This window comes from Methanococcoides sp. LMO-2, assembly GCF_038432375.1.
Taxonomy (GTDB): Archaea; Halobacteriota; Methanosarcinia; order Methanosarcinales; family Methanosarcinaceae; genus Methanococcoides; species Methanococcoides cohabitans.
In genome coordinates this window covers 184,776-211,082 of sequence record NZ_JBCAUS010000003.1, presented here as the reverse complement: position 1 = coordinate 211,082, position 26,307 = coordinate 184,776, and the positions used below count along the sequence as shown (strand labels likewise).

Here is a 26,307-nt window from a genome sequence, read left to right as displayed (position 1 = left end):
GAAGGTGATTAAAATGGATGCAATACCAAAAGGAACAACGAATTGTATGGTCTGCGGTAATGACATTAGCTACCATGACCATACATGCAAAGCAAAATGCTACTACTGCGGAGCCGAAGAAGATACCTACATGTGCTGTGAAAGCGCACATTACGTGTGTGACAAATGTCATAGTGCAGACGCACTGGAGATCATTGAAAGTGTTTGCATGAGCACGAATCTGAAAAACCCGATCCTTATTGCGGAAAAGATCATGGCACATCCGAAAATGCCAATGCATGGCCCTGAACATCATTCACTCGTACCTGCTGCCCTCATAACTGCTTACATGAACTACGTAGGACAGAAGGATTATACCAAGATCGTCAAAGGTATCAGCAGAGGACAAAAGGTTGCAGGCGGTTTCTGTGGTTACCAGGGAGCATGTGGTGGAGGAATCGGTGCAGGAATTGCAATAAGTGTCCTGCTGGATGCTACACCATTGACTCCGGAAGAGCGTTCACATGCAAACAGGGGAACTTCGAGGTCACTGGAAGCAATTGCGGATGCAGGCGGAGCAAGATGCTGTAAAAAGGCTACCCGTATCTCTCTGAGGGAAGGCATGAAGTACCTGTCCGAAATGTTCGGGATCAACTGGATAAATGAATGTAATACGAATGTCCAGTGTCAGTATACCCCATACAATGCACAATGTGACAGAGATTGTGTTTACAGGATAGCTGAACGCATTGGCCTGGACGAGCAGGCAAGTTCATTTCTGATTCCCATGGATATGAACAACTGATCTTTGACCCTTTTCGGGTTGGGGATCTTTTTACTTTTCTGATTTTTATTTTGTTAATTTGTGTTGGTATTCGCTATCCGGTAAATGCGAACAAAAACGAAGGATAAAAGAAGTAATTGAGTTTCAGGCTTTTTCCGTCCTGTTCCCTGTCCTCTGGGAAAACACCTTTGCATAAAAGATAGCAGCGAACATCCCACCTGTGATAGGTCCTATCCAGTACACAAGATGATCTGCCCAATGGCCAAGGACAAATGCGGGACCAAATGTCCTTGCCGGATTCATTGATGCCCCTGTCAGGCTCCCGCCTACAACGATGTCCAGGAATACAATAGCTCCTATGATGACACCGGCGTACTTGGTCGATGTCCTGTTGTCTACGGCAACCACAAATATTGTGAACACCAGTATGAAAGTGAGGACAGCTTCGATCAGAATTCCTGCCGTGAAGGTAACTTCTGATGCAAGAACCGTTGTTCCAATATGCATTTTTCCCATATCTGTCGGCAACAAGTAAGAAAGGAACAAACATGCACCCGTTGCTCCCATCAGTTGAGCTAAAATATAGGATATCGTGTTTTTCATCTCCATTTGTCCTGTAATGAACAGGGATGTGGTAACTGCAGGATTTATGTGTGCCCCTGATATATTCCCTATGGAGTACATTGCAATGGTAACTATGAGACCGCATGCAGCTGCCACACCAAGAATGTCGTGTGATCCCAGAAAACTCCAGTTCACATTAACCGATCCGGCAGCAACAAGGACCAAAGCGAATGTTCCTATGAACTCTGCAACGCTTTTTTCGATTGAATTTATCAACGAGCTTCCCCCTTGTTTCATAGAAGAAAGGCAAACGATCCCGTATCAATAGAAAAATATCATGTCTCCCGAAGGAGACACAAAAAGGCGATCGCTTTTGAAATGTATGAGCTGATCAGGTCAATTTTTACTGCTGTAGTCATCCATCCTTTTCACATTCATGATCCTCTGGTCCAGATGAGCACCACAATTGCATTTCTTATCGAAGATTGCAGAAATATCACGTGTACGGTAGCGAATGAGGGGCATACACCTGCGTCTTAATGTTGTAACTACAAGCTCTCCTTCTTTTCCAGGGGGCAGGATCTCACCGGTTTTGGGGTCAATAACCTCAATCAGGAAATCCGGGTTATTTACATGTAAACCATCCTCCCCCTCACATTCGATAGCATTCGCCAGCCCCAGTTCTGTCATACCCCACTGTCTGACAGCTTTGCAGCCCCAAACGCTTTCTATTACCATTCTCATGGTGTCAGTTAGAGGTTCAGATGAACAAATGATCTTTTTGATGCCAAGATTCCTTACGTTTTCGATCTTATTTGCTTCAATTGTAAAATTATAGATGAACGACGAAGTACCGATCATTACGGTAGTTTCCTTTTCTTTAATTGTGTCGATCTGGCTCTGGGCATCAACCGAATCATTGATCACAGAACGGAAGCCTCCAAGGTCACAGGCTTTGCTCAGAACAAGCCCGGGATCCCATGTTGCGGTTATGGTAGGGTACATTATCTGCAGGGTGTCCTCATTGGAATCCATTCCTGCCATCTTCAAGCCGGAGATCACGGAATCAACGATCTCAAGTAATTCTCCTTGAGTATATGCCACCCTTTTCAGCATATTCGTGGTTCCGGAACTTGTAAACTCACGCGCAATATCTTTCCTAGAAACACAGAGAAAATGGTAGGGGTGTGCTGCCAACGTGTCCTGCTCTGTAAGGGGTATCTTTGCAAGGTCCTCGTATGAGTTTATCTGTGATGAGTTTAGACCATGTTCTGCATACAGTTCCTTATAGTACGGACTGTTTTTAGAAACATAATCTACCAGTTCCTTTAGTTTCAGAAGCTTGTATGCCTTTATATCATCCCTGTTAAGATCCTTATCTCCAAAGAGCTTCTTCAGTTCCTTATCTTTGGCTATCTCTTTTTTGATCTTAGCTACGCCCCACTGTTCCAATGGATTTCCATGTGTGCTTTTTATCTTTCTGGAATCCAGTTTTCTTTTTGCTACATTCATCCTTATGGATGTGCTGATCTTTTCAGGAAGATTCATATTATTGCCTCCGCTTCTATTATTGACTCACAGTTCAAACCTCATGATCTAAATTTAAAAAAGAAAAAGTTATTTTTCAATTCCAATAGCCTTGTTCTTCTTGTCGTTCTTGCTACGGTACAGGAAGTCGCCGTTACAATTGCTAAGGTTGTAGTTGCAGAACGGGATAAGTTTTCCATCCTTGGTCACGACGTGTATGCAACAGTTCTCAACACGTTCCTTTTCGTATGACCAGACATCCTGGAAGGCCATTGTTGAAATGGTCAGGTATTTATTCATGCTCATCTCAATGAAGTCTGTCCATCCTCCGCCGGAACGACAGCAGGAGCTTTCCATCGGTATCGTTTCAAGTGGGATGGTGTTCCCGGGCTTTTCACAGCAGGAAGATGTTTCATCATTCTTGCTGGCATTGCTAAGTGCAGTCTTGGTAAGCAGGTCACAACATGATGGTTTTGTGACCGGTTGCAGTGCAGGTGTTGAACCTTTCCAGCGTCCCATTATCGAATTCTTTGTCTTGTTAGCAACATCGGATTTTGACTTTATAGCACCCATTGAGACATTGGTCAGGGGAATGAAACCACTATCATCAACAAGTGTCAGGCAGGTTGCTCCACAGTGGGCAGTTGGCATCAGAGAGGGTGTAAAATTATCAACTTTCAACTGCCCGTTGGTTTGAGCTTCTACTGCTTCGAGCAATTCCAGAATTGTTGTCCTGTTTTCCATTTCATCAGGAGACCTTCCGGAATAGAAGACCGGCTGGAAATGTACCCCTCTGACAGTTGGAACATGTTGGCTGGCAAACTTGATTATTTCGCCAACTTCATGGAGGTTGTAATTCTTTGCCACAAGTGGTACAAGTACGACCCCAATTCCGGTCTTCTCACATCTATCGATGACTTTAGCTTTTATGTCGAACAGCTTTTTCCCGGTCCTCTGCATGTATACATCATCAGATACACCATCAAAACCGAGGTATATCGCATCAACGCCTGCTTCTTTTATGAGATCAAGATAATCCTGTTCTCTTGCAATGCGTCGTCCGTTAGTGTTTAGTTCAACGTGGGAGATGCCGACTTCTTTTGCAAGTCTGATGATCTCAGGCAGATCATTCCTCAATGTCGGTTCTCCTCCTGATATCTGGACACAGGTTGGGTCGTTGGAGCAGGCTTTTACTGCTTCGAACATTCCTCTTATTGTATCCATATCCGGGTCGTTACTGGCATCAGCTGTGGAATCAGCGAAACAATATTTACAACCCAGATCACACCTGTCGGTAACTTCCACAACTGCAAGACATGTATCCTGTTTGTGGGAGGGGCAGATGCCACAATCATAAGGACAGCCTTTGTTAACATTAGTCAAAGGTGCTTTGACCCTGGCACGATCAACATCGAAACACTCTTCCATCTTCAGGTAGTGGTTTATGTCATTGGAAATGAGTGTAGTAAAGGTGCCATGCTCATCGCATTCTTTTTTGATGTATACTTTTCCATCCTCTACAAATTTGATACCTTCAATGCTCTTGAGACATTCAGGGCAAATGGTACCAACTTTTCCGATCTGTTCCATCTTATCCCTCCCGGAGTTTTAGTTACACAGGTTTATCAGGCTCTCTTTTCTTCCAGGATGGATTCGGCTGTCTTCAGTGTCTTGTTGACACCTTCGGAAATGTAGATCTCACCACATTTCGGACAGACCATGCCGGGACCTGGTCTTGAAACATCCAGGTAGGACATGTCTACATTCCTGTCCACGGATGCTTCGTTACAGTTGTTGCAGATCCATCCGTTCTCATCGTCATATTCGACTTCGACGAAGGAACCACCGGTCAATCCGGCAATGTCCATCTTATGTGCATATGCACTTTTCAGTTCAAATGCACCATTATCGAGAGGAGAATAGACTGCGTAGGTTGTCAGGTTGTCTGAAACACCTTTTGCAAGGAAGACTGCTCCATCCGCATCTTTCAGTTTGTTGCCACTGGATTCTGCGTTCTCGATTATTTCCTGGATTTCTTCGATCCTGAACCCGTTGTCTTTTAACAGGTCGTTTACTTCATCAGATACATTTAGATCCATAGATAACACTCCTTATTTTTTGTACACCTTGTATTCCGAACTTCAGAACTTCTCATATTTTCCGAAATCTCTTGCAGCCTTTACCAGTGCATGGACATTTGCTGGTGGAGCATTTGTTGGACATTCACAGGAAGTTCCAATGATGAATCCTCTTGGACTATCCTTTCCTGCAAGGATCTGTTCTTTTGCCTGTTCATAGACCTGCTTTTGTGTACCACGGTCCACAAGCTTGGTATCAACTGTTCCGAAACAGGTACACCTGTTACCAAAGTTCTCGACAAGCTTTTCTGATGGGAAGATATCCTTGCCGTCGTATCCGATCTGGACAACAGTGAAAGGACTCATTGGAGCATCTTTCCAGAGGTCGAAGTCATCACTGTGGTTTCCACAAAGGTGGTAGTAAACTCCAGGACCTGCACCTGCGTTCATCATTTTCCTGACAGCTTTAGAGACCGGGTTGTAACTGAACCTCTTGATCTGTTCCCTGTCCATCAGGTCACCGCTTGCAATTACTGAACCGGTGATCATTACGTTTGCACCATAGCGGTTTGCTGTGGCTTTACAGGCATTTGCCATGTGGTCGGATGCCTTGGTTGTGAGCTTATCGACAACTTCCGGTTCAGTGATCATCCACATGAAAACATCATCAATAGAAGCCCAGTTTGTTGCTACCTCCATTGTACCACCTAGCTGGGTGATCGGTGCGAACATCTGTGGGAATTCATTGTGACAGGTGTCCAGTGCCTCAAAGTGTTTTGTTAGTGTAGGACCTTTTGCAAGATCTTCGGGACTCAATACTTCAAAATTATCAACATCTGCAGCATCTTTTATTGGACGCTTTGTAATTCCTGGTGGGGAGTTTGCCTGGACCTTTACTTTAGCTCCGTAGTCCTCACCCCAATAATCTGCATATAGGTAATGACCTACCGGAGTCACATCATACATCTCACATGTATGACAGACCATTCTCATTGCTTCTGCCGGATTCTGCCAAAAGTAGCCAACGTTTTTCTTGAAAACGCTTGCTGCATGTGACAGGATGATCGGATCCACAATCACTCTTTCCGAGGGAGTATCTACGAACGGAGTTGTCCATAAGTTCCCTGCATTTTCTAGCCAATTTGTGTCTATTGGTGCATAATCTTCTGCTGGCATGATTTCATCACCCAATCTGTTTATGTTTTGCATCAATAGTCAGAGGTGCAAATTTTTCCATAGTTACCACTCATGATCATTGATGCAGTATCTTTCTTCGATCCATGTCAATAGAATGAGGTCATACCACTTCCTATTGACTAATAATCAGTATTCGAGTTAAGATACTTATAACAATTTCATACTGAAAATCGCTATCAGCAGTATTATCAATGGTATGTCTTCCAATTGGGTCGTGGTTCTGAAAGAGATGATGTTCATGAATCAAGCCATGTCAGAAAAAGAGCCATTATGGAAAAATAACGGCGTTGATAAAATCAACCCCGTGAATATCAACCGTAACAGAATCTGGTGGCCAAAAAAAGATATTTTCTAGAATTTTTGAAATTATGTTTATCCTAAAAGGTTTCAATACACAAATAAGTCCCAGTCAATATCTTCTCATTCAGATATTCCTTGAGACCTCGTTTGCATCATTAATAGCCTTCCACAAGTTCCCCGGTTCGCTCGAATCCCCTATCGAGTATATCTCTTTGGATGGACATTTTTTCAGTAAATGATAATATAAGGAATTGTTTGGCTTACCGGATGTTGCGAAGAGGACAAAGTCCACATCTATTTCCACGTCCTCAACATTTCCAGTTTTGAGTTTCTTTTCGAACGGATTATTCACATTTTCAGGAATAAGTGGTTTCCATGGTGTGTATGGAGGTTCCCTGTCTTTGTTCACTGCAAGGGTCGCCTTGTTTCCTGAAAAACGTACAACTTCCGATGCATTGTAAGCAGTGACAGGTTCTTTCAGGACATCGTCCTTTTTACCGGAAGGCGATCCTTTTCCCATCATCATCCATAACATATGCGACCGGTTTGCCATTACTGTCTTAGGTATCAGGTCTCTGTTCTTTCCGACAACAGTTACATTGAGTCCCTTTTCATAGGCAAGTGAATAGCCTACCTCACATCCAAGGATCCCTCCACCTACTACCATAATGTCTTTTATGTTATCCGGGAGCTGCATATTATTGCTAAGGAACTCGCGAATATCCATATGTGGGATGTTTTCCAGTCCCTCAATATTCGGGATGGCTGTTTCCAGCCCGGTACAACAAAAGATCACATCGAACTCTTCTTTGATATCATCAGGAGTTACTTCTTTATTAAATTCAACTTTCAGGCCATTATCAACTAACAGGTCTAGCTGGTACCGGAGATTCTCAAGATATCGCCTGATATCATGCTTGATCTTCAGTTTCCCCGCCAGATGAAGCTGTCCTCCGATATGGTTCGTCCTTTCGAAAAGAGTTACATCATGCCCTCTTTTATGAGCGGTCATTGCAGCCTCACAACCGGCAGGACCTGCACCTATGACAGCAATCCTTTTCTTGGCATCTGTTCTGGTCAGTTGCTTGGAATCTTCAAAACCCATGTAAGGATTGACAGTACAGCAGGAATGACCACCCAGTTTGAGCGATTCGAGACAGGCTTCCTGATCACCGATACAGTGGACTATCTCCTTTGTCCTGCCTTCCTTCACTTTCCTGGTCCAGTAAGGATCTGCCAGAAGTGGTCTTCCGAGCATCACATAGTCTGCCCATCCCTGTTCCAGGACATTTTCAGCAACTTCAGGCTTTCCAAGTTTCCCCACAGCAATTACCTTTGCGTCGATGTTCTCTTTGCGGAAATTGGCTTTCAGTCTGCCTGCGAGTTCTTCAGCATAGATGGCATCATCGAAATAAGCAGGTGGATGTGGCAAGAACCAGTTGTCATAACATCCTTTGTCAACATCGAAAGCATCAACACCGGCTTCATAGAGGACTTTACAGAACTCCAGCCCTTCCTCGATGCTACGTTCCTTTCCACGGAAACGTTTCCTGAATATCTCCTTACCGTAGCTTTCTTCCAGTGCCTGGGTAAGGTCTATCCTGTAGATTATCGGGAAATCATCACCACATCTTCTTTTGATTTCCTTCACTACGTCTATGCCGAACTGGAACTTGTTCCTATAACTGCCGATTTTCCTCCTGTTCCAAGGGTCAGAGGTTAGCTGATCCATCAGGTAACCTTCATGACCATGTATCTGTACACCGTCAAAACCGGAAACCTTTGCATTGACTGCACATTGTCCGAAGCTTTTCACTATCTTGCGTATCTTTCTGTCCGAAAGTGGAAAATGCGGGACCTGTGGAACGTAGAAGTTCCTGCTAAATGAGGCAGATCTTAAGATCTTGCCTTTCAAAAAAGGCTCAGGGGACCCAACCCTTCCAAGTCCGGCAGATAGCTGGATGAATATCTTTGAACCATAGGGTCTCACCGCAGCTGTCAGGTCTCTCCATCCTGAAAGGCGGGTCCTTGAAGTTCCATCTATACGTGGAAAATATGTGGTGTCATTTTCTTCGGAAACAGTAGGGTCGATCCCGTATGAAACCGGGACAAGGCCTGTAATCAGGAGACCTGTACCACCTTTTGCCCGCTCCCTGAAGTATGCGATCATCTTTTCTGTTGGACGGCCAATGGGGTCTGCCATATTGATATTTCCCATTGGGGCCATAATGACCCTGTTAATCAAATTACATGTACCGATATTGCAGGGTTCAAATAATTTCTTGTAGACCATCTTTTTCACTCTACATATTTCATACACATGTCATCAGTATTCCATCGTGGGATGAACTTCGAGGAAACATGCTGAAAGTAATCTAAACTTTGCTTTAATCCCTATTATATTAATGGTTTTGATAATATCAAAGGCGTTGATTCCCGAATATGAGTCGTTATATATAGCGAAATGATCATCTTTTTTTTAGTGAGCTATTTCCGTGAGGTGTTAACGATGGATATGGAAGAGAAGAAATTAATGGCAAACCTTACCCGGGATGAAAGGTATTCCGAGGAACTAAAACGAAAAGGTGTGAGTAAGAACCTGTACGATGCTAACAGGAACGTAACCTGTCCCCAATGTGGAACAACCTTTAACCTGTTCTACTCCAGAGCAAAACTTTGCACCGGTTGTCCTGAATCAGTAAATGGATGTGAGCATGCACGTTGTGTACATTGTGATACTGAGTTCCCGTTGAACAATTTCATGTCCGGTATGTCATCGAGGACAATGTCCAATTATCTGGGTTCTGTTGTAAAACGTTATCAGGATACATTTGGATATAGCCAGTGGGAATGATTTCTCATTTCCACGCTCCTATCTGAGATTATATCTGATTATTTTTTGGTGATTTCATCAAAGACAATTATGCATGAGATTCTTTGATTTTTCTTCTAAAAGGAGGCAGGAATCCATTTTTATGCTCGCTAAAAAAGAAGCTTTATTCTTTATTTTCTGACTTTATTCTTTTTTATTTTAAAATTTCTGACCAACCTCATATATTATCTGGAGATATACCGGAGTTCGATTTCCCATACCTTATATATACTGTGTGAGATTAAGAGGCATCCAGACGATGTATTAGATTCTAACACAATTAACCTAACTTTGATACTATTCTAAACGACAAAATTTTATTAATTTACAGGGAAAAGGATTAACATGGGACAGAAATCGACAATCATCTATACGAAAACCGATGAAGCTCCGGCTTTGGCAACCAGTTCGCTCCTGCCTATTGTACAGGCTTATGTGAAAAACGCCGGGATCACTATGGAAACGAGGGACATCTCCCTGGCGGCAAGGATCATTGCCCAGTTTCCCGAAAGACTGACAGAGGACCAGAAGATTTCAGATGCCCTTTCCGAATTGGGAGAGATGGTCTTAACTCCGGAAGCCAACATTATCAAACTACCTAATATCAGCGCTTCAGTTCCCCAGATCAAAGCGGCAGTCGCAGAACTCCAGGCTAAAGGGTATGACCTGCCCGATTATCCGGAAGATCCTTCTAATGATGAAGAAAAGGCGATCAAAGCGAAGTTCGATGTTGCCAAGGGCAGTGCTGTTAACCCTGTATTGAGAGAAGGGAATTCTGACCGCAGAGCTCCTAAAGCTGTAAAAAATTATGCGAAAAACCATCCCCATTCTATGGGAGAATGGAAGTCCGATTCCAGATCCCATGTATCCAGCATGACCAGCGGAGATTTTTACGGCAGTGAGAGATCTGTTGAAATTGAAGAGGCTACCAATTACAGAATTTTCTTTACAGATGACGCTGGCAATAAAACACTATTAAAAGACAAAGCTCCTCTTCAGACCGGAGAGATCATTGATGCAGCTGTTATGAACAAAAAAGCGCTTCAGGCATTTCTGGCTGAACAGATAGAAGATGCCAAAGCTAAAGATGTCTTATTCTCCGTTCATTTGAAAGCGACAATGATGAAAGTTTCCGATCCTATTATCTTCGGTCATGTGGTCAAGGTCTTCTTTAAAGAGATATTTGATAAATATGGTGATCTCCTTTCAGAATTGGGTGTAGATCCCAACCAGGGACTGGGAGATCTCTATACAAAGATCCAGGATCTGCCTGAAGATAAACAGGCCGCAATCAAAGCGGATATAGAAGCTGTGTATGCCAGGAGACCGGCATTGGCTATGGTTAACTCCGATAAGGGAATTACCAATCTCCATGTTCCCAGCGATGTTATCGTCGACGCTTCCATGCCTGCAGCAATCCGCTCATCAGGCGGCATGTGGGGACCAGACGGAAATCTGAAAGATATGAAAGCCATAATTCCAGACCGCTCTTATTCGGGAGTGTATCAGGAAACTATTGAGTTCTGTCAAAAACACGGTGCCTTTGATCCATCAAAAATGGGAAGCGTTTCCAATGTGGGGCTTATGGCGCAAAAAGCTGAAGAATATGGCTCACATGACAAGACCTTTGAGATGACTGGTACAGGAAAAGTTCAAGTTGTCGATGACAACAACAATGTACTCCTTGAACAGCTGGTAGAGGAAGGAGATATCTTCCGCATGTGTCAGGTGAAAGACGCACCCGTTCAGGACTGGATCAAGCTGGCCGTTAAACGAGCCAGAGCGACAGGCGATCCTGCAGTCTTCTGGCTCGATGAGAAAAGAGCTCACGATTCACAGCTCATTAATAAAGTGAACAAATACTTGAAAGATCATGATACCGATGGCCTGGAAATATTGATCAAAGGTCCCGTTGAAGCGACCAGGTTCTCATTGGAGAGAATTAAAGAGGGCAAAGATACGATCTCTGTGACTGGAAATGTTTTGAGAGATTATCTGACAGACCTCTTTCCAATTTTGGAAGTGGGAACCAGTGCGAAAATGCTGTCAATCGTTCCCCTGATGAATGGCGGTGGACTTTTCGAGACAGGTGCCGGCGGTTCAGCACCCAAACACGTACAGCAATTTGTATCGGAAGGTCACCTGCGTTGGGACTCTCTGGGAGAATTCCTGGCCTTAGCTGTTTCTCTGGAGCATCTGGGCAACAGTTTTGATAATCCTAAAGCTCTGGTTTTAGCAGAAACATTGGATAAAGCGACAGAGCTGGTTCTGGAAAACGGAAAATCACCTTCCCGAAAAGCGAATGAGATCGATAACAGAGGATCTCATTTTTATCTGGCAATGTATTGGGCTCAGGCTCTGGCTGATCAGGAGAAAGATAGCGAATTAAAAGCGATCTTTGAACCTGTAGCTAAAGCTCTGATGGAAAATGAAGAAAGAATCGCCAATGAGTTGTTAGAAGCTCAGGGCAAACCTATGGATATCAAAGGATACTACGCTCCAGATGAGGAGTTGAAATCCCAGGCCATGAGACCTAGTGCGACTTTGAATGGGATCATCGATTCCATTTAATTTTATTGTGGAAACAAAAGGGAAGCCCCGGTTTCGGCCGGAGCTTTTTAGTATCTGAATAAGCAATGTGATCAGGGAGCTAAAGCTTCTGCTTCTGCTTGGGTTGGGAAGACATATGCGTCTTCTATCATGAAATCGTCAGTTTTCGTGATGTGGATTCCGTCAAAGGACGTTTCCGTATAACTGACAGCCAACTAGCAAAAGATGTTGAATATTATACGTAGTAAGTCCGACTCTGGCGAGAATGGGACTTTGAGTGTACGGGATCTGCGGATCCTGTACACTATTCTTTTCTTCTGTTGCACTTCTTTAGCGGATTGCAACTGGTATTTGAGTTTCGAATTGGACGAAAAAGACTCTATTTTTAGGTCATGCTGTTTTTTCTGATTAAGCATAAGTTCATGAAACCTTCTTATGTTGGAAAAAGGGATGATACTGATCTGTTGAGGAAGAAGATCATTGAAATGCCTTATACTGAATGGAAGAAGATGGGATTTTCTAAGGGTACTTTGCATTACATGAAACAGAATGCCAAAGCAGACAAGCCTTTTACGCTTAATTCTCATAATAAAGAACGTTTGGATAAGTGGGAAAAGCTTGTTGCAAATAGCTAATTTTGATGGAGACCTGCGTCTCCTTCATCCCCATATGCTATATTTAGGAGACAAGTCCAAGAGACATGGAAGACAAATGTAAAAAGACACACTAATCTAAGTTTGGATTTAAAAAAGATAAAATAACTGATTGTTACTTTTACTAATATGATAGCCATTATGTCATAAAATTTATTAGTATTGAATAAATTAAATACAAGCAAATGGAAAAAACAACTAATAATACCATTTCCACTGATATGGAAGATAAGGTTCAATTTATTGCAACAACACTAAGTTCAGTACCTTTTATTGGTGGTTTCATATCTGCTTCTGCAAATTTAGCAATTAAAAAAAGACAAGATAAAAGATTATCTGAGTTTTTAGATAAGCTCAATAACAATAATGTTGAATGTTGTGAGTACAAAGAATCTATTCCTACTAATCATCATTTTTTAGGACGAGATGAATATTTTAAAAATATTAAAGACCATGACTCAAAAATCATTGTCATAGAAGGAATACCAGGAATTGGAAAAACGTATTTCGGTACTGAAATTGCTAAGCAACATTATTTAGAGAAAAAATATTTTGGTATACAATCAACGAAATAGATTCCGCTAAAACTATTTTATGTCAATTGTCTTCATTTTTACATCAAAATAACTTCTCTAAAGCACACGATTTACTCTGTAAAGGAAATAGTGATTTAAATTTTCTGAGTGACTGTATAATTGAGGACCTAGAAAAAGGGAATTTTATTCTGTTTTTTGATGATTACCATACTATAAAAGATAATCAAATTAAAGTTATTTTTGAAAAGTTTAAGAGGCGCTTCAAAAAAAGTATATTGGTAGTTATCTCTCGACCTTTTCCATCTTGTAAGTTTTATACAGAACATGATCTTTCTTCTGGAATGATATTTCAAATCAATTTGAAAGGCCTAAATTATACATGTAGCAAGAAAAAATTAGCTAATTTGGGTTGTAATATTAACGAAAATACTTTTTCAAAGATTTATGATTTGACTGCCGGACACCCTATTGCACTTGAACTGATTTCTTTATATGAAAAAAATGTTCCGGATTTGGATTCCTTATTTAATCATGCTCTAATCCTACCTGATAATCTTGTTTCTTATCTCTTTAATGAAATATTTTTAGGTTTGTCAACTGAAGAAAAACAGTTCTTAAAAGCACTATCAGTCTATAGAACAGCCGTCAACATTGACGCTATAAACGCACATGGATTTTCAAATACAACTGAAACTTCCTTTAAATTATCCAGTAAGCACTTAATTGAAAAAAATGGCGAACTCTATTCATCTCATCCTATTATCAAGAATCTTTCATACTCTTTAATTGAAAATAAAGCGTCATATCACGACTCAGCAGCTGAATATTATCTATCCAAAAAGGTAGTTCAAACAAATGAGTTAATCGAATTACAATATCATTTGCTTAACGCTGAAGACGATTTAAATTCCGCTTTAATCACAATACACACAAGTGAGTTGCTGCTTAGACAAGGGTATGTAACTCCTTTGTTTGATCTCTTGCAAATGTACAAGCGAGAAACATTGCCTCCCGAAGTGTGGATTTTTATTGGAACCATACTTGGTAAAATATATGTCATAAAACATGATCTTGATAGTGCTGAAAGTAAATTTACTGAACTGTTAGATTTGTCTTATAAGTTAGACTATGATAATGGTGTTTCATCTTTACTTAACAATCTCTCTTTAATATATCTACAAAAAGGAGATGTAACTAAATCTTTGGATTTTCAACTTAAAAGTTTAAGCTTATACGAACCCTCGAATTCCTTTGAAGAAAATCCAATACAAGTTTCGTTCAAAGACTTTAAATCGTACAGGACGACTATTATCATAGGGACCTGTGAAAAGACAGGTTGCCGCTTGTAAATTTAATCAGCATTTCAAACCACCGACCACGTAATTCAATTCCTGACCATGCCAAACAGATACCGTATTCCTGAACCACTTTCCCTGATTCATCCTCGCTCATTGAAGTACCTTAGCTCCCAGCTTCAGTCACTGATCAAAGGCAGGCTGTGGCTCAAGATACTCATCGGAATGTTCCTTGGTATCATTGTCGGTCTTATACTTGGACCTTCGACAGGTTTCGTAAGTCCGGATATATCCTATACTATAGGCGAATGGCTGGCATTGCCGGGATACATTTTCCTGGCACTATTGCAGATGATAGTTGTTCCCCTTGTCTTTGCATCTATTATCAGGGGTATTGCCTCGGGAGAGGACATGGAGCAGCTGAAAATGGTCGGGTTGCGTACGGTGGGATACTTCCTTGCAACCACTGCACTTGCCATACTGATCGGCCTGAGCCTCGCTCTGCTCATCAGTCCGGGCAATTACATCAGTAGCGAACTGGTCCAGGGGACCATGGGCTCGGATATTCCGGAGGTGACCGAGGGTACCGTCACGACTCCCGGTATTGCAGATGTTCCGGGGCTGGTCACAAATATACTGCCAACCAATCCGCTGGGATCACTTGTTACCGGACAGATGCTTCAGGTGGTGGTCTTCTCTATCATCATCGGCCTTGCCCTGGTTTCGATGGCTCCTGCACAATCCAAACCCCTGCTTGACCTGCTGGGTTCGCTCCAGGAAGTGACCATGACGGTTGTCAGGTGGAGCATGCTGCTTGCACCGCTCGCGGTCTTTGGTCTCATCAGCAAGTTCACGCTGAACCTCGGTCTCGATGCGCTGGTGGGGATGCTGGTCTATGTGGGGACCGTACTTCTGGGGCTTCTGTTATTGCTTGGCGTTTATCTGCTGATAATCTTCATAATTTCAAGGAAAGGCCCCATTGATTTCCTGAGATCTGTAAGGGACGTCCTTTTACTTGCATTCTCTACATCCAGTTCTGCAGTTGTCATGCCGTTGTCCATCAAGACCGCAGAGGAAAAGCTGGGTGTCAGACCTTCAATCTCCCAGTTCGTCATCCCTCTGGGTGCCACAATAAACATGAACGGTACAGCCCTTTACCAGAGCATAGCAGCAGTTTTCCTCGCGCAGGTGTTTGGGGTGGAACTTGGATTTGGCGCTCTACTGCTGGTCATGGTCACTGTTGTGGGAGCATCGATCGGTACTCCTTCGACGCCGGGAGTTGGTATTGTCATACTTGCCATGATACTGGGCAGTGTGGGTATACCGACCGCAGGTATCGCACTGATTATAGGTGTGGACAGGATACTTGATATGAGCCGTACATCTGTGAATGTCACAGGGGATCTTGTGACCTGTGCGGTCATGGACAAATGGGTCGGTGGCAAGAAGCCAGCAATGCTGGAAAAGTTCGAGGACTCAAAGCTTGAAACGAAAAGGCAGATCCTGGGCGAAGATGTTATTGTTAACTCGGATAACCCGGACGAATCCTGAGTTTCTACTTTAAAGTTATTGAATCAAAAAAAGAAGTGAACTTATCCGCTAGTGGCGGACAAGTTTTACTCGATGCCGTTTACTTTTCTTGCCATGTTCTTCTCAACAATAGGCTCGAAAAGGAAGTATTTCTCGACATAAGCCTGTATCTCTTCATCGGATATGCAGGATACACGCTTTTCCTTGTCGTAAAGTTTGTGTATATCCTTCTGGATGGACCTCAGGCGCTTGTCATCCTTTTCTACGGTAAGCTGGACTCCCATGAGTTCCTTGAGGGTATCCTGTACCTTGAAACGCAGTACTTCGATACCTGATGAATCGCCTATGAGGAATACCCTGTTCCCACCTACGACCTCAGGTGGATATGGCTCGTATGTGAATGGGTTCTTGATCACGCCAGCGGTGTGGATACCTGATTCGTGAGCAAAGACGTTGCTTCCTACAACGGACTTGTTCCTCGGGATCCTGATTCCGATCTCCTTCTGCATGAACTGTGCAAACTCTGCGAGGCATTCGAGGTTGTATTTATCAAAACCTTCGATACGTCGTCCAAGGAACAGAAGCAATTTCTCCATTTCAGCATTTCCAGCCCTTTCACCGATTCCCAGGAAAGTTACATTTGACCAGTTAGCACCGTGCCAGTAGCCTGCAATGGAGTTGGCTACAGCCAGTCCGAAGTCATCGTGGCAATGTGTTTCAATATTCTTTGCCTTAAGGTCTTCTTTCAGGTGCCTTACCATCTCGGGTATTCCGAATGGCTCCTCAACACCTGTGAACGGGACTCCGTAACCGATGGTGTCACAAAGACGGATGGTACAGTTCGGATCGATCTCCAGGATTTTCTCTATAAGCGGATAAACGAAATAGGTATTGTCAGCCCTTGTCATATCTTCAATATGTGCACGGGTGCGAAGACCATGGTCAACTGCATACTGTAGTGCGTTCAGGTACTTCTCTTCTGCAGCTTCCCTGTTGGGCAATCCCATCTTGTCCAGCATGTGTGCGTCGGAGACCGACATCAAAACACCTGTCTCTTTGATATCCTCAATATCAAGGATAAGATCGATATCACTGGGGACAGCTCTTGCCCAGCCGGTGATCTCCGGTGATTCATAGCCCCTGTCGAACATCATCTTTATGGCGTTCCTATCACGCTCATTGTAGGCGAATGTCTCCAGTTTTTCAATTCCTATCTTATGTAAAAATTCATAGATCCTGAGCTTGTGCTCGGCCTTTAAGACAATACCGGGCATCTGTGCCCCATCGCGAATGGTACTGTCACTTATGCTTACTTCCTGTCCCTTTGGAAGCTTGATCTTTGGGAGATCATCATAAGTTCTGTATATATTCATAAAATACCTCCTTGAATGTAATTGATCGTGAGACTTTATGGTAAAAGCCATTTGCAGGTCCTTTATATTTCATTGACAAAACGGTTTAAGAACAGTCCGTTTTTAGGGTAGGAGCCTGTCTGTAAAAAACATCATTATCTGATCTGTCTTTCTGATTGATTTAAGCCTTGTATGACTTTATCCTTAAAATGTCTTTCTTTTTCAAGCCGTTTGGTTGTGCCGCATCACTTCGTTTATTTTTTAAAAGTTTACACTGTTAATGATTGCTTGTTTATATACTGATGTTATTTTTTATTTAAATTTATTTTTTGAAGTTTACGACGTTATCGATTATTTGTTGTGATTTCATTTATTAAATTAGATATGAGGGGGCTTTGATTTACAATTGTTACCTAATATATATATAATTATCATCAAAAGATAAACTATATATGCATGTTTATTTTTACAGCCTGTACTAAAAAACATAACCTTTTGTTATGGTGTTTGAAAAATCAGAATGTTTAGGTTACAAAAGAAGTGAGATCTATGAGTTTTAATAAAATATTTGGAATTGCAATAATAGCACTTGTCCTTATGGTAGCAAGCGTATTCCCTGCATCTGCACACGGGGATGAGCATATGGCTATCGATGAGGTTATTGAACACGCAGAAGAACTTGTGGAGATGTCCGCAACAATTCACGACCAGACCATGTTAATTGCAGATGATGAGAGTCTGGATGATGACATCAGGGCTGCAGGAGAATCTATCCATCTTTCTTCCCATGATATCGAACATATCGGGGCTGCTATCAAGGAACATGCAGAGGAACTTGAAGCACTCTCAGCTGACCCTGAAGCAAATGAAGCAGAGATAAAGATCGCTCTTGAAGAGATCAACGAGCACGCAGATGAAGCACTTGAACTCGTTGACAGCAAGGAGGCAGACCTTCAGAAGATGCTTTCCGATGCACCGGAGTCACACCAGCAGTATGCAGCAGATATCAAAGAGTCTGTAACCGAAGTAGGTGCAATTGCAGATCACATCAAGACCCACGCTGCAGAAGTAGAAGAAGACCTTGGTCTTGCAGAAGCTGTAGTACTTGAAGGTGATGCAGGAGTATACGTAACCGCTATGGAAGAGCTTGCAAACGAGATGCTTGAACTTTCCCACTCCATCCACGATGAGACCGAGTACATTGCTGACGATGAAGCACTTGACCAGCAGTGGAGAGACTATGGTGAGGAAGTACACCTTTCATCCCATGATGTAGAACAGGCTGCAACCGCAATCCTTGAGGACATTGATGAGCTCAAGCCACTCGCTGCAGAACCAGCTGCAAATGAAGCTGCCGTCAAGGCAAAGATCACTGAGATCAATGACCACGCACAGGGTATCATAGATGAGCTTATGAGCCACGATGAAGCTGTTCACGCAATCCTTGATCTTGAGGAGCCATACCTTACACATGCAACTGCAACACACGACGCTGTTCACAAGGTAGAGTATGAAGCAAAACAGCTCCAGAAGAAGGGAGAGAAACTTGAAGCTGCCCTTTATCCGGAAGCAGCACCTGAACCAGTAGCAGCAGAACCTTCCGCAGTTTCTACAGAAGCTGAAGGCAACAGCGTACCAGGATTTGGATTCCCAATTGCAATTGCAGGCATCCTTGGTGCAATCTGCCTTTTCAGAAGGAAATAAATAACGAACCTAAAAGGGATTAACATCCCTTTTACTTATTTTTAAGGAGAGATATATAATGCATATTTCAGACGGTGTGCTTTCTCCAGCTGTCATTGCTTTTGGCTGGATATCTTCTATAATTTTCATCGCTCTTGCTTTCAGGTGGGCTCAAAAAGAGGGTAGCATTGCAGAACAGATCCCAAAACTATCTGTGTTTACAGCAGCCTTTTTTGTTGCTTCACTGATTCACATTAATGTACCTCCTACAAGTGTTCATCTTATCCTGAACGGCCTGCTGGGCGTTGTACTTGGTGCACTTGCATATCCTGCAATGTTCATCGGCCTGGTACTTCAGGCATTGTTGTTCCAGCATGGGGGTATAACCACAATAGGAGTAAACAGCTTCAACGTGGGTGCACCTGCTTTGATCTGTTATGCAGTATTCCGGAAAGGGTCTGGAATGGGGATCTCAAAACCTGCCATCGGTGGGATCTGCGGAGGTCTTGCAATTCTCCTTACCACGGTCTTCCTGGCTCTTACTCTTATCACAACAGGACAGCAATTTGAAATGATGGCAAAGCTTGTGGTTATCCCACACATGGTCATCATGGTGATCGAAGCACTAGTAACAGCATCAGTAGTATCATACCTTGCAAAGGTAAAACCGGAACTTCTTCCACTTAAGAGGGAGGACAAAAAATGAGATCCAGCAAAATAATCACTATAGGAATATTATTGGTCCTATGTATGTCACTCACACCTGCTGCATCCGCACACAGGTGTTATGTAGAGCAGTTTAACGCAGACGAGATCGTTGTCAAAGCTTTCTATGACGGGGATGCACCAATGGGCCTGGCAGAGTACCAGGTACTCAATGCAGAGACCGATGAAGTCCTTTATGAAGGTGAGACCGATGAAGATGGTTTCTTAAGTTTTGCACCTGTCGAAGGTGTTGAACAATATCATGTGACAGTAGATCAGTTCGGTCATATGGGAGAAACTACGATAAATGCAATTGGTGGTAGCAACGAAACAGCTGAGCTTCCGCTTTTCATGAGGATCTTCACCGGTTTTGGATATCTCCTGGGAATTGCAGGTATAGCAATGGTCTACACTGCAAAGAAAGAAAATAACTAATAAGCGGAGTATCGAAGATGAAATACCCTGAGATCGATAAATATGCGGAACTTGATTCCATTATTCATCGATTCGATCCAAGGGCAAAGATAATCACTTTCACTCTTCTTATTTTTTCTTTTGTTTTTGTAGAAGACATCAGGATCGCATTTGCAAGCCTGCTGTTTTCGTTCTGCATTTTGCTCATGTCAAAGATACCCCTGAGGTTCATGTTTCATCGAATGAAGCCAGGTCTTTTCTTTGTGCTGCCATTCCTGGTAGTAATGCCTTTTACAGTAGCCGGCGATGTTATGTACTCATATCACGGCATAAGCATGACCTATGAAGGGCTATACTATGGAGGTCTGGTATTTGTCAGGGCATCAACTTCTATTATGCTTGCACTTACCATGCTCGGAACAACAAAAATGGACACTACGATGAAATCCCTCCATTCACTAAAGGTTCCTTCCCATTTTGTCCAGACATTGATGTTCTCTTACAGGTTCATTTTTGTGTTCATTGATGAATTCCGCAACATGTGGACATCGATGGCAGCCAAAGGGTTTAAACTAAAAGCAAACAGGCATTCTCTTTCCATAATAGGTAATATTGTTGGAATGATCCTTGTGAGGAGCTATGAAAGGGCTGAACGGGTCTATCATTCCATGTCCTCAAAAGGTTATACCGGAGAATCCCGGACAATTGTTAAGTTTAAAATGCAGACAGCAGATTACGGTATCGTATTTGTTTTTGTGGGTGTAATTATCATATTTAAGCTATATGGGATGTCGTTATCATGAAAAAAGCTATATGTATCACAGATCTCAATTATTCCTATCCGGATGGCACGAAAGCACTTGATAATGTGAATATTGAGATCGAACAGGGCGAGAAGATCGTCATAATGGGTCCGAATGGTGCCGGTAAGACCACTCTTTTCCTTCATCTTAATGGTGTCATTCGCTCCGACCAGGACTGCGTGAAGATATTCGGGCAAAATATCGGAAAAATGAAAACCGAGGACAGGATCAGGGAAGTCGGAGTTGTCTTTGCCGAACCTGATGACCAGTTGTTCATGTCCACAGTTTACGACGACGTTGCATTCGGTCCCCTGAACATGGGCCTTGATGAAGAAGAGGTTGACAGAAGGGTCAAAAAAGCACTTGCAACTGTCGGTCTTGAGGGATTCGAGGAAAAGGTACCTCATCACATGAGCTTTGGACAGAAGAAAAAAGCTGCTCTTGCAGCAGTTCTTTCCATGGAACCAAGGGTCCTCGTCCTGGATGAGCCTACAGCAAACCTCGATCCTAAGAGCAGGGCAGACCTGATCAGGGTGATCAATGACCTGAACAGGAACCATGGAATCACCACTATTATTGCAATGCATGATATCAATGCTCTCTCTGAGCTTGCAGACAGGGTTTACGTCCTGAACAGGTCCATTGTGGCAGAAGGTACAACCAGAGATATCTTTTCGGATCCCATACTTGTAAAAGAGAACAATCTGGATGCTCCTGACATTTTTAAGTTCTTCAAGATCATGAATTGTTTCGGAGGGGCTCATTCACAAACCCCTATGTCAATAGATGAATCTGTTGAGGAGCTGACAAAGGCCATTGAGGCTCTTGAAGGAAAAATGAGCCTTCAGGTACATGAGAACACTCATGATATGGTGGATGAAGTAATTTCAAGCTACAAACACTGATATCGGCTTAAGATAACCGATTACTGGATCATGGGGAATTTTCTCCATATCTATTTTTATTTTTAAAAACATAGTACCTGAAGGTAAGTTGTTTGACTTCATCAACGGAACATTTATTAAGTCCTTTTTTCTATGAGTTAGAACTTAATTCTTTATAATTTGGGAAACAAGTTGATTATCATGTGGAGCACAGTACTCAAAAAGTTCGAGAAGCACCCTGCACAGCAAAAGGTCATAAAGATCCTTTTTGAACGTGGCTTTCAGGTGAACGATGAAGGAAAGGTAACATCCGGTTCAATTGAGATCCCTCATACACAACTTGCAAAAGAAGCAGGTGTGGACCGCAGAGTGGTCGATGCTACCACCGATACAATTCTTGCAGATGATCTTCTGAAGAACATCTTCCAGAACGTAAGGTCAATACCATTCCTTCGTGATGTTGCTCCGTCACTGGGTCTTGGCGTTATTATAATCACTCCTGAGGATGCCGCAGATGTTGGTATTCTTTCCAACGTCTCACAGGTGATCTCAGACCATGGAATAAGCATCAGACAGGCCGTTTCTGATGATCCGCATTTCAGCAACAAGGCAAAGCTGACTATTATTACTGACTCAAAGATCCCCGGTGAGCTTGTCAGTGATATCCTGAAGCTCCCAAGTGTAAAAGGTGTCAGTATCTACTGATATCATACCTACTTTTTTCTGTCATCCATTCCGGTTACCGATGGGAATTGAAATAGTCGTTGTCACAGGACTGCTTTTGCAAAAGCCCTGAAGACCCCGATCAGGTGCCTTGAGTTCATCGGGTTCAGCAATTTTTTGATCAATATCGAGGGGTGGTCCATATCCCCGTATTTTGTGATCATATCAAGTATTGCAGGATTGTTCATTGCTGTTATCATTTCGTCCAGTTCATCATCGCTCAGGCCACCTACGAAATCATGGATCTTCATACCGATACCAAGTTCCCGGCCAAGCTCGCCTTTCCAGCGTTTTTCATAAAAACTGAGCCTCTGTGCTGAAACATCCTCGTCAAGTGCAGCCTTTGCTGCAACCTCTCCTGCGATCTTCGCACAGGCGGCCCCGGTATAGATGCCACCACCTGAAGTCGGCTTCACCTGACCTGCAGCATCTCCTGCAATGAGTACTCCTTTTGTGTAAGTGCGTTCAAGGGGACCGATGGGGATCCCTCCAACAACAAGGTCCAGCATACTCCCGGAGTGCCTGTCGCAAACGTGAGGAGTTGAAGAGATGATATCTCTGAGGTAATTAATCGCATTCTGCTCATTACCCTGTTCAACAGCAAGGCCGATCCTTGATATATTTTCATTCACAGGTACGGTCCATGCAAAGAATCCCGGTGCTCTCGAACCTACGAACAGTTCTACAAAATCATCGTTCTCAGACCTGTAAGGAGCTTCTATCTGAATTCCTGAAAGGACCCTTTTGACCTTTCCGAGGCCTGCGAATCTGGCGACTGTGCTCTTAACACCATCAGCTCCGATGACGACCCTTGCCCTGATCGTGACCGGCTTTCCCATATGCATCACTGAAAGGACCTGTAATCCTTCCTTCTCTTCCAGTCCTGTAACTTGTCCCTTAAGCAGCAGTTCCGCACCTTCGTTCACTGCCATTGAAACCAGCCTGCGGTCAAAGATCTTCCTGGAAACGACATACGCCTTTGTCTTCCTGCCATCTATGGGAAGACATGTTCCGTTCGGCGAGTGCACAAAAGCACCACGTACGCTGTTTAGCACGAACTCATCATCAGGGGCAATGTCACATTCTGCCACAGCACGTGTGCTTAAGAGGCCGGTGCATTCTACAGGTGTCCCTATGGAGGCGTGTTCCTCTATCATGAGAACTTTCGCACCATAACTGGCAGCATAGCGTGCAGCTGTGGATCCCGTGGGTCCGGCTCCGACAACAACGACATCATAGATCATGAGAACAGCTCAAAAAGGAAGAAAAATAAAATGAACAATGGTTTTTTCATTGTTCACTAAGGACAACGTCAGCGCCTATTGAACGCATTGCGTCGAAGAAGTTAGGATATGAGATGAAAATGGATTCTGCGGTATCGATGATTGTATCTCCTGCAACCATTCCGGCAAGTGTCAGGGCCATTACGATCCTGTGATCGTGCCAGCCGTGTACTTCCGCACCCTTGAATTCTCCTCCCCTTATGGTTAGGCTGTCCTTTTCTTCTTTGCAGAAGATTCCCATCTTCTCAAGTTCCACTGCCATTGCATGAAGCCTGTCTGTTTCTTTATAGCGTACATGCTCAGCATTGTTTATGGTGGTCTCACCTTTTGCCATGGCCCCAAGGACTGCAACTGTCGGAACAAGGTCGGGTGTGGCTCCTGCATCCATGGTGATTCCGTGAAGCTCTCCTCCATTTACAGTTGCAGTTCCTGCTTCCATATCCCAGAAAATGTTTGCTCCCATCTCCTTAAGTATGTTTATGATCGCAATATCGCCCTGCATTGAAGGGAAGAGATTCTTGACGGTCACGCTTGAATTTGTCATTGCAGCGGCTGCAAGAAGGTAGGATGCTGATGAAAAGTCCCCGGGGACTGTGTATTCTTCAAGTTTGTAACTCTGGTTTCCGGGAATAATGAACTTGGGGTTGTTATTGTCCTCAACGAGGATCTCAACACCTGCTTTTTCAATGACATCCAGTGTGACATCGATATATGGTTTGGATTTCAGCTCACCTTTAATGGAAAGGGTAGTGCTGTTCTTTGTGAGCGGGCATGCAAGAAGCAATGCGGATATGAACTGTGAACTGATGGACCCGTCGATCTTGACGATGGCACCTTTAAGCCCTCCGTTGACAACGATCGGTGCACAGCCGTTGTTACGTGTGGAATAGGCTTCAACACCAAGGTCGTTAAGGACCCTGAGGAGCGGGTCGTTTGGCCTTGACCTTATTGAATTATCGCCGGTAAGCACGGTGGTTCCTTCTGTAAGTGCAGAGATGGCGGTCATGAACCTGAGAGTTGTTCCTGAATTAGCGACGTCGATGACATCTTCCGGAACTTCCGGAGCACCTTCCACACCGCTGATCAAAAGATCTTCTCCTTCCTTTTCGATGTATGCGCCGAACATCTCACAGGCGCGGATGGTGGACTGTGTATCTGCAGACAGGAGTGGCCTGTGGATAGTTGAATCTTTTGAAAGGCCGGCTATGGTGATGGCCCTGTGTGTATAGCTCTTTGAGGGTGGTGCGAACACTTCCCCGTGTACACCTGATTTTCCGACTGTTACTTTCATTTACTGCACCCCTTTTACAATTTTCTCGATCTTGTCCCAGTCATGGTCATATATGTGTGCGGAGATGCTGACAGTGGTGATGGTTCCGGCTGAGAGTCCCACATTGTCTGCAACGTATTCCAGAAGTTTTGAAAGGCCATAGAGATTGGCAGGATATGCTCCTGCAAAATCATGGCTGCGGAAAACAGTTGTAAGGTGGACCTTTCCATCCCTGATCTTGAAATCATCGATTATCATACAGGGTACTTCATCAACTTTGGTATCCACGTCAGGGATCCATGTGACGGCCGTAGCCCTTCTGGTCGTTGTGTTGTTTTTCAGCTTTTCAATGACATAGGCGATCTGGTCTGTCTTATCATCCCAGTTTCGAAGCCTTTGTCCGTATGTGTATTCGAAATCCTGTGCATTTTCACCTGTGATAAGCTGTTTTGCATATTCTTCCAGCCTTTCCTGGTTCCAGGCGATATCAGCAGGGATCTCATTCCTGTACGGGTCATCTATCACGACCATCAGGTTCATGAACTCTCGTATCTGGCTTCCTCTTTCATCCGTAATGACCTTACCGTGATTCCATATTACATTGAGTCCGCGGTACCATGCATCACTGATGGTCTGAGCTTTTATGATCCTTCCAATTGCCGCATCCTGCGTCATGACAAATTCTCCCTATTATGACTATAATGTACTGAAATAAGCATTATCATGTAATATAGCTATCTATTTAAAAATAATCGGGAGATCAAAAGTAGGGCAAACATAGTTCCCCTATCTTTTTACCAGCGATTCTTTGCTGGTATATATCACAGAAAAGATAATAAACTTCACATCCATTCAGTCATCCCGATGGATGAAGATAACCGGTGCTACACCATTGGCTATGGTAACAGGTCCCTGGATGAATTTATCGGGATTTTGCAGCAGTATAACCTTTCCTGCCTTATTGATGTTCGCAGCTATCCGCATTCGGTACGTGAGGAGTTCAATAAAGAGAACCTTGAGTTAATGCTGCCTAAGTACAATATTATCTATTCCCATTGTCCCGGTCTTGGCGGTTTGAGGGAAGAGAGCTATACTGATTATATGCGTACAGATAAGTTTCGTGGGTATTTCACAAAACTGATCGACAAGATAAAAGAAGTAAATAGCAACAACTCCGGCATCGTGTTGATGTGTGCTGAGAAAAATCCTAAAGGATGCCACCGCTACAAGCTTTCAAATGAACTTGAGGGCAGTGGAATAAGAGTAATCCACCTGACCGATCCGGGCCAGGCAGATCTTTTCAGTTTCTAATTTATCTATTATGA

Annotated in this window: 24 protein-coding genes; 14 read left to right on the top strand and 10 right to left on the bottom strand. The window is 43.3% G+C overall.

Annotation, left to right across the window (positions count from 1 at the left end):
* The first annotated feature begins 13 nt into the window (after nucleotides 1–13).
* The gene (locus WOA13_RS06185) at nucleotides 14–784 is read left to right on the top strand and encodes a DUF5714 domain-containing protein (RefSeq protein ID WP_342127079.1); all 771 of its coding nucleotides are present in this window, start codon (nucleotides 14–16) and stop codon (nucleotides 782–784) included.
* Between the two features lie 123 nt (nucleotides 785–907).
* Here the strand turns inward: WOA13_RS06185 and WOA13_RS06180 are convergent, their stop codons facing one another.
* From WOA13_RS06180 to WOA13_RS06155, 6 genes are all read right to left on the bottom strand, one after another.
* Nucleotides 908–1,603: an MIP/aquaporin family protein gene (locus WOA13_RS06180; RefSeq protein ID WP_342127078.1), complete on the bottom strand. Its 696-nt coding sequence runs from the start codon at nucleotides 1,601–1,603 to the stop codon at nucleotides 908–910.
* Nucleotides 1,604–1,723: 120 nt separating this feature from the next.
* Entirely contained in the window at nucleotides 1,724–2,875 is a 1,152-nt protein-coding gene (locus tag WOA13_RS06175) for a phenylacetate--CoA ligase family protein (RefSeq protein WP_342127077.1), read from the bottom strand.
* Nucleotides 2,876–2,944: 69 nt separating this feature from the next.
* The gene (locus tag WOA13_RS06170; RefSeq protein ID WP_342127076.1) at nucleotides 2,945–4,444 is read right to left on the bottom strand and encodes a radical SAM protein; all 1,500 of its coding nucleotides are present in this window, start codon (nucleotides 4,442–4,444) and stop codon (nucleotides 2,945–2,947) included.
* Nucleotides 4,445–4,479: 35 nt separating this feature from the next.
* Nucleotides 4,480–4,953, bottom strand: coding sequence for a DUF7479 domain-containing protein (locus WOA13_RS06165; RefSeq protein WP_342127075.1), 474 nt, complete (start codon nucleotides 4,951–4,953; stop codon nucleotides 4,480–4,482).
* 42 nt (nucleotides 4,954–4,995) lie between these two features.
* Nucleotides 4,996–6,108, bottom strand: coding sequence for a uroporphyrinogen decarboxylase family protein (locus WOA13_RS06160; RefSeq protein ID WP_342127074.1), 1,113 nt, complete (start codon nucleotides 6,106–6,108; stop codon nucleotides 4,996–4,998).
* 445 nt (nucleotides 6,109–6,553) lie between these two features.
* Entirely contained in the window at nucleotides 6,554–8,722 is a 2,169-nt protein-coding gene (locus tag WOA13_RS06155) for an oxidoreductase (protein ID WP_342127073.1), read from the bottom strand.
* Nucleotides 8,723–8,938: 216 nt separating this feature from the next.
* Here WOA13_RS06155 and WOA13_RS06150 point away from each other — a divergent pair, with 216 nt between their 5' ends.
* From WOA13_RS06150 to WOA13_RS06125, 6 genes are all read left to right on the top strand, one after another.
* Nucleotides 8,939–9,283 (top strand): hypothetical protein, encoded by a 345-nt coding sequence (locus WOA13_RS06150; protein WP_342127072.1) that lies wholly within the window; start codon nucleotides 8,939–8,941, stop codon nucleotides 9,281–9,283.
* Between the two features lie 363 nt (nucleotides 9,284–9,646).
* Complete coding sequence (locus tag WOA13_RS06145) at nucleotides 9,647–11,872, top strand: NADP-dependent isocitrate dehydrogenase (protein ID WP_342127071.1); 2,226 nt, start codon at nucleotides 9,647–9,649, stop codon at nucleotides 11,870–11,872.
* Nucleotides 11,873–12,273: 401 nt separating this feature from the next.
* Complete coding sequence (locus WOA13_RS06140) at nucleotides 12,274–12,486, top strand: hypothetical protein (RefSeq protein WP_342127070.1); 213 nt, start codon at nucleotides 12,274–12,276, stop codon at nucleotides 12,484–12,486.
* 203 nt (nucleotides 12,487–12,689) lie between these two features.
* The gene (locus WOA13_RS06135; protein ID WP_342127069.1) at nucleotides 12,690–13,079 is read left to right on the top strand and encodes a hypothetical protein; all 390 of its coding nucleotides are present in this window, start codon (nucleotides 12,690–12,692) and stop codon (nucleotides 13,077–13,079) included.
* Nucleotides 13,080–13,105: 26 nt separating this feature from the next.
* Nucleotides 13,106–14,389, top strand: coding sequence for a tetratricopeptide repeat protein (locus tag WOA13_RS06130; RefSeq protein ID WP_342127068.1), 1,284 nt, complete (start codon nucleotides 13,106–13,108; stop codon nucleotides 14,387–14,389).
* Between the two features lie 48 nt (nucleotides 14,390–14,437).
* Nucleotides 14,438–15,886, top strand: a complete 1,449-nt coding sequence (locus tag WOA13_RS06125) for a dicarboxylate/amino acid:cation symporter (RefSeq protein WP_342127067.1) — start codon at nucleotides 14,438–14,440, stop codon at nucleotides 15,884–15,886.
* A gap of 65 nt (nucleotides 15,887–15,951) precedes the next feature.
* Here WOA13_RS06125 and WOA13_RS06120 read toward each other — a convergent pair whose 3' ends face one another.
* Complete coding sequence (locus tag WOA13_RS06120; RefSeq protein ID WP_342127066.1) at nucleotides 15,952–17,238, bottom strand: homocitrate synthase/isopropylmalate synthase family protein; 1,287 nt, start codon at nucleotides 17,236–17,238, stop codon at nucleotides 15,952–15,954.
* A gap of 528 nt (nucleotides 17,239–17,766) precedes the next feature.
* On the opposite strand from WOA13_RS06120, the gene WOA13_RS06115 reads away from it, so the two are divergent.
* From WOA13_RS06115 to WOA13_RS06090, 6 genes are all read left to right on the top strand, one after another.
* The gene (locus WOA13_RS06115; RefSeq protein ID WP_342127065.1) at nucleotides 17,767–18,921 is read left to right on the top strand and encodes a PGF-CTERM sorting domain-containing protein; all 1,155 of its coding nucleotides are present in this window, start codon (nucleotides 17,767–17,769) and stop codon (nucleotides 18,919–18,921) included.
* Between the two features lie 58 nt (nucleotides 18,922–18,979).
* Complete coding sequence (gene cbiM, locus WOA13_RS06110) at nucleotides 18,980–19,606, top strand: cobalt transporter CbiM (RefSeq protein WP_342127064.1); 627 nt, start codon at nucleotides 18,980–18,982, stop codon at nucleotides 19,604–19,606.
* A complete protein-coding gene (locus tag WOA13_RS06105; RefSeq protein ID WP_342127063.1) occupies nucleotides 19,603–20,040 on the top strand; it encodes a hypothetical protein in 438 nt (145 codons plus the stop codon). Before cbiM ends, WOA13_RS06105 begins: the two co-directional genes overlap by 4 nt.
* A 17-nt stretch (nucleotides 20,041–20,057) precedes the next feature.
* Nucleotides 20,058–20,822 carry a cobalt ECF transporter T component CbiQ gene (gene cbiQ / locus WOA13_RS06100; protein WP_342127062.1) on the top strand — a complete coding sequence of 255 codons (765 nt, stop codon included), beginning with the start codon at nucleotides 20,058–20,060 and terminating at the stop codon, nucleotides 20,820–20,822.
* Entirely contained in the window at nucleotides 20,819–21,727 is a 909-nt protein-coding gene (locus WOA13_RS06095) for an energy-coupling factor ABC transporter ATP-binding protein (RefSeq protein ID WP_342127061.1), read from the top strand. The genes cbiQ and WOA13_RS06095 overlap by 4 nt, the downstream gene beginning before the upstream one ends.
* A gap of 180 nt (nucleotides 21,728–21,907) precedes the next feature.
* A complete protein-coding gene (locus tag WOA13_RS06090) occupies nucleotides 21,908–22,411 on the top strand; it encodes a TrpY family transcription regulator (RefSeq protein ID WP_342127060.1) in 504 nt (167 codons plus the stop codon).
* 62 nt (nucleotides 22,412–22,473) lie between these two features.
* On the opposite strand, the gene WOA13_RS06085 is transcribed toward WOA13_RS06090, so the two are convergent.
* The 3 genes from WOA13_RS06085 to WOA13_RS06075 are packed head-to-tail and all read right to left on the bottom strand — an operon-like array spanning nucleotide 22,474 to nucleotide 25,657.
* Nucleotides 22,474–23,673 (bottom strand): NAD(P)/FAD-dependent oxidoreductase, encoded by a 1,200-nt coding sequence (locus tag WOA13_RS06085; protein WP_342127059.1) that lies wholly within the window; start codon nucleotides 23,671–23,673, stop codon nucleotides 22,474–22,476.
* A gap of 46 nt (nucleotides 23,674–23,719) precedes the next feature.
* Nucleotides 23,720–25,003, bottom strand: coding sequence for a 3-phosphoshikimate 1-carboxyvinyltransferase (aroA, locus tag WOA13_RS06080; RefSeq protein WP_342127058.1), 1,284 nt, complete (start codon nucleotides 25,001–25,003; stop codon nucleotides 23,720–23,722).
* Nucleotides 25,004–25,657: a thymidylate synthase gene (locus WOA13_RS06075; protein WP_048205716.1), complete on the bottom strand. Its 654-nt coding sequence runs from the start codon at nucleotides 25,655–25,657 to the stop codon at nucleotides 25,004–25,006.
* A gap of 189 nt (nucleotides 25,658–25,846) precedes the next feature.
* Here WOA13_RS06075 and WOA13_RS06070 point away from each other — a divergent pair, with 189 nt between their 5' ends.
* Nucleotides 25,847–26,293: a DUF488 domain-containing protein gene (locus WOA13_RS06070; RefSeq protein ID WP_342127057.1), complete on the top strand. Its 447-nt coding sequence runs from the start codon at nucleotides 25,847–25,849 to the stop codon at nucleotides 26,291–26,293.
* Nucleotides 26,294–26,307 lie beyond the last annotated feature (14 nt).

Excerpts from the sequence above, each read along its gene's own strand:
- WOA13_RS06085 (WP_342127059.1), bottom strand. The coding sequence starts at position 23,673 with ATGATCTATGATGTCGTTGTTGTCGGAGCCGGACCCACGGGATCCACA.
- WOA13_RS06140 (WP_342127070.1), top strand. The coding sequence starts at position 12,274 with ATGAAACCTTCTTATGTTGGAAAAAGGGATGATACTGATCTGTTGAGG.
- WOA13_RS06155 (WP_342127073.1), bottom strand. The coding sequence starts at position 8,722 with ATGGTCTACAAGAAATTATTTGAACCCTGCAATATCGGTACATGTAAT.
- WOA13_RS06150 (WP_342127072.1), top strand. The coding sequence starts at position 8,939 with ATGGATATGGAAGAGAAGAAATTAATGGCAAACCTTACCCGGGATGAA.
- WOA13_RS06185 (WP_342127079.1), top strand. The coding sequence starts at position 14 with ATGGATGCAATACCAAAAGGAACAACGAATTGTATGGTCTGCGGTAAT.
- WOA13_RS06120 (WP_342127066.1), bottom strand. The coding sequence starts at position 17,238 with ATGAATATATACAGAACTTATGATGATCTCCCAAAGATCAAGCTTCCA.
- WOA13_RS06075 (WP_048205716.1), bottom strand. The coding sequence starts at position 25,657 with ATGACGCAGGATGCGGCAATTGGAAGGATCATAAAAGCTCAGACCATC.
- WOA13_RS06175 (WP_342127077.1), bottom strand. The coding sequence starts at position 2,875 with ATGAATCTTCCTGAAAAGATCAGCACATCCATAAGGATGAATGTAGCA.
- WOA13_RS06105 (WP_342127063.1), top strand. The coding sequence starts at position 19,603 with ATGAGATCCAGCAAAATAATCACTATAGGAATATTATTGGTCCTATGT.
- WOA13_RS06090 (WP_342127060.1), top strand. The coding sequence starts at position 21,908 with ATGTGGAGCACAGTACTCAAAAAGTTCGAGAAGCACCCTGCACAGCAA.
- WOA13_RS06070 (WP_342127057.1), top strand. The coding sequence starts at position 25,847 with ATGGATGAAGATAACCGGTGCTACACCATTGGCTATGGTAACAGGTCC.
- WOA13_RS06125 (WP_342127067.1), top strand. The coding sequence starts at position 14,438 with ATGCCAAACAGATACCGTATTCCTGAACCACTTTCCCTGATTCATCCT.
- cbiM (WP_342127064.1), top strand. The coding sequence starts at position 18,980 with ATGCATATTTCAGACGGTGTGCTTTCTCCAGCTGTCATTGCTTTTGGC.
- WOA13_RS06170 (WP_342127076.1), bottom strand. The coding sequence starts at position 4,444 with ATGGAACAGATCGGAAAAGTTGGTACCATTTGCCCTGAATGTCTCAAG.
- WOA13_RS06135 (WP_342127069.1), top strand. The coding sequence starts at position 12,690 with ATGGAAAAAACAACTAATAATACCATTTCCACTGATATGGAAGATAAG.
- WOA13_RS06160 (WP_342127074.1), bottom strand. The coding sequence starts at position 6,108 with ATGCCAGCAGAAGATTATGCACCAATAGACACAAATTGGCTAGAAAAT.
- WOA13_RS06115 (WP_342127065.1), top strand. The coding sequence starts at position 17,767 with ATGAGTTTTAATAAAATATTTGGAATTGCAATAATAGCACTTGTCCTT.
- aroA (WP_342127058.1), bottom strand. The coding sequence starts at position 25,003 with ATGAAAGTAACAGTCGGAAAATCAGGTGTACACGGGGAAGTGTTCGCA.
- WOA13_RS06095 (WP_342127061.1), top strand. The coding sequence starts at position 20,819 with ATGAAAAAAGCTATATGTATCACAGATCTCAATTATTCCTATCCGGAT.
- WOA13_RS06165 (WP_342127075.1), bottom strand. The coding sequence starts at position 4,953 with ATGGATCTAAATGTATCTGATGAAGTAAACGACCTGTTAAAAGACAAC.
- cbiQ (WP_342127062.1), top strand. The coding sequence starts at position 20,058 with ATGAAATACCCTGAGATCGATAAATATGCGGAACTTGATTCCATTATT.
- WOA13_RS06145 (WP_342127071.1), top strand. The coding sequence starts at position 9,647 with ATGGGACAGAAATCGACAATCATCTATACGAAAACCGATGAAGCTCCG.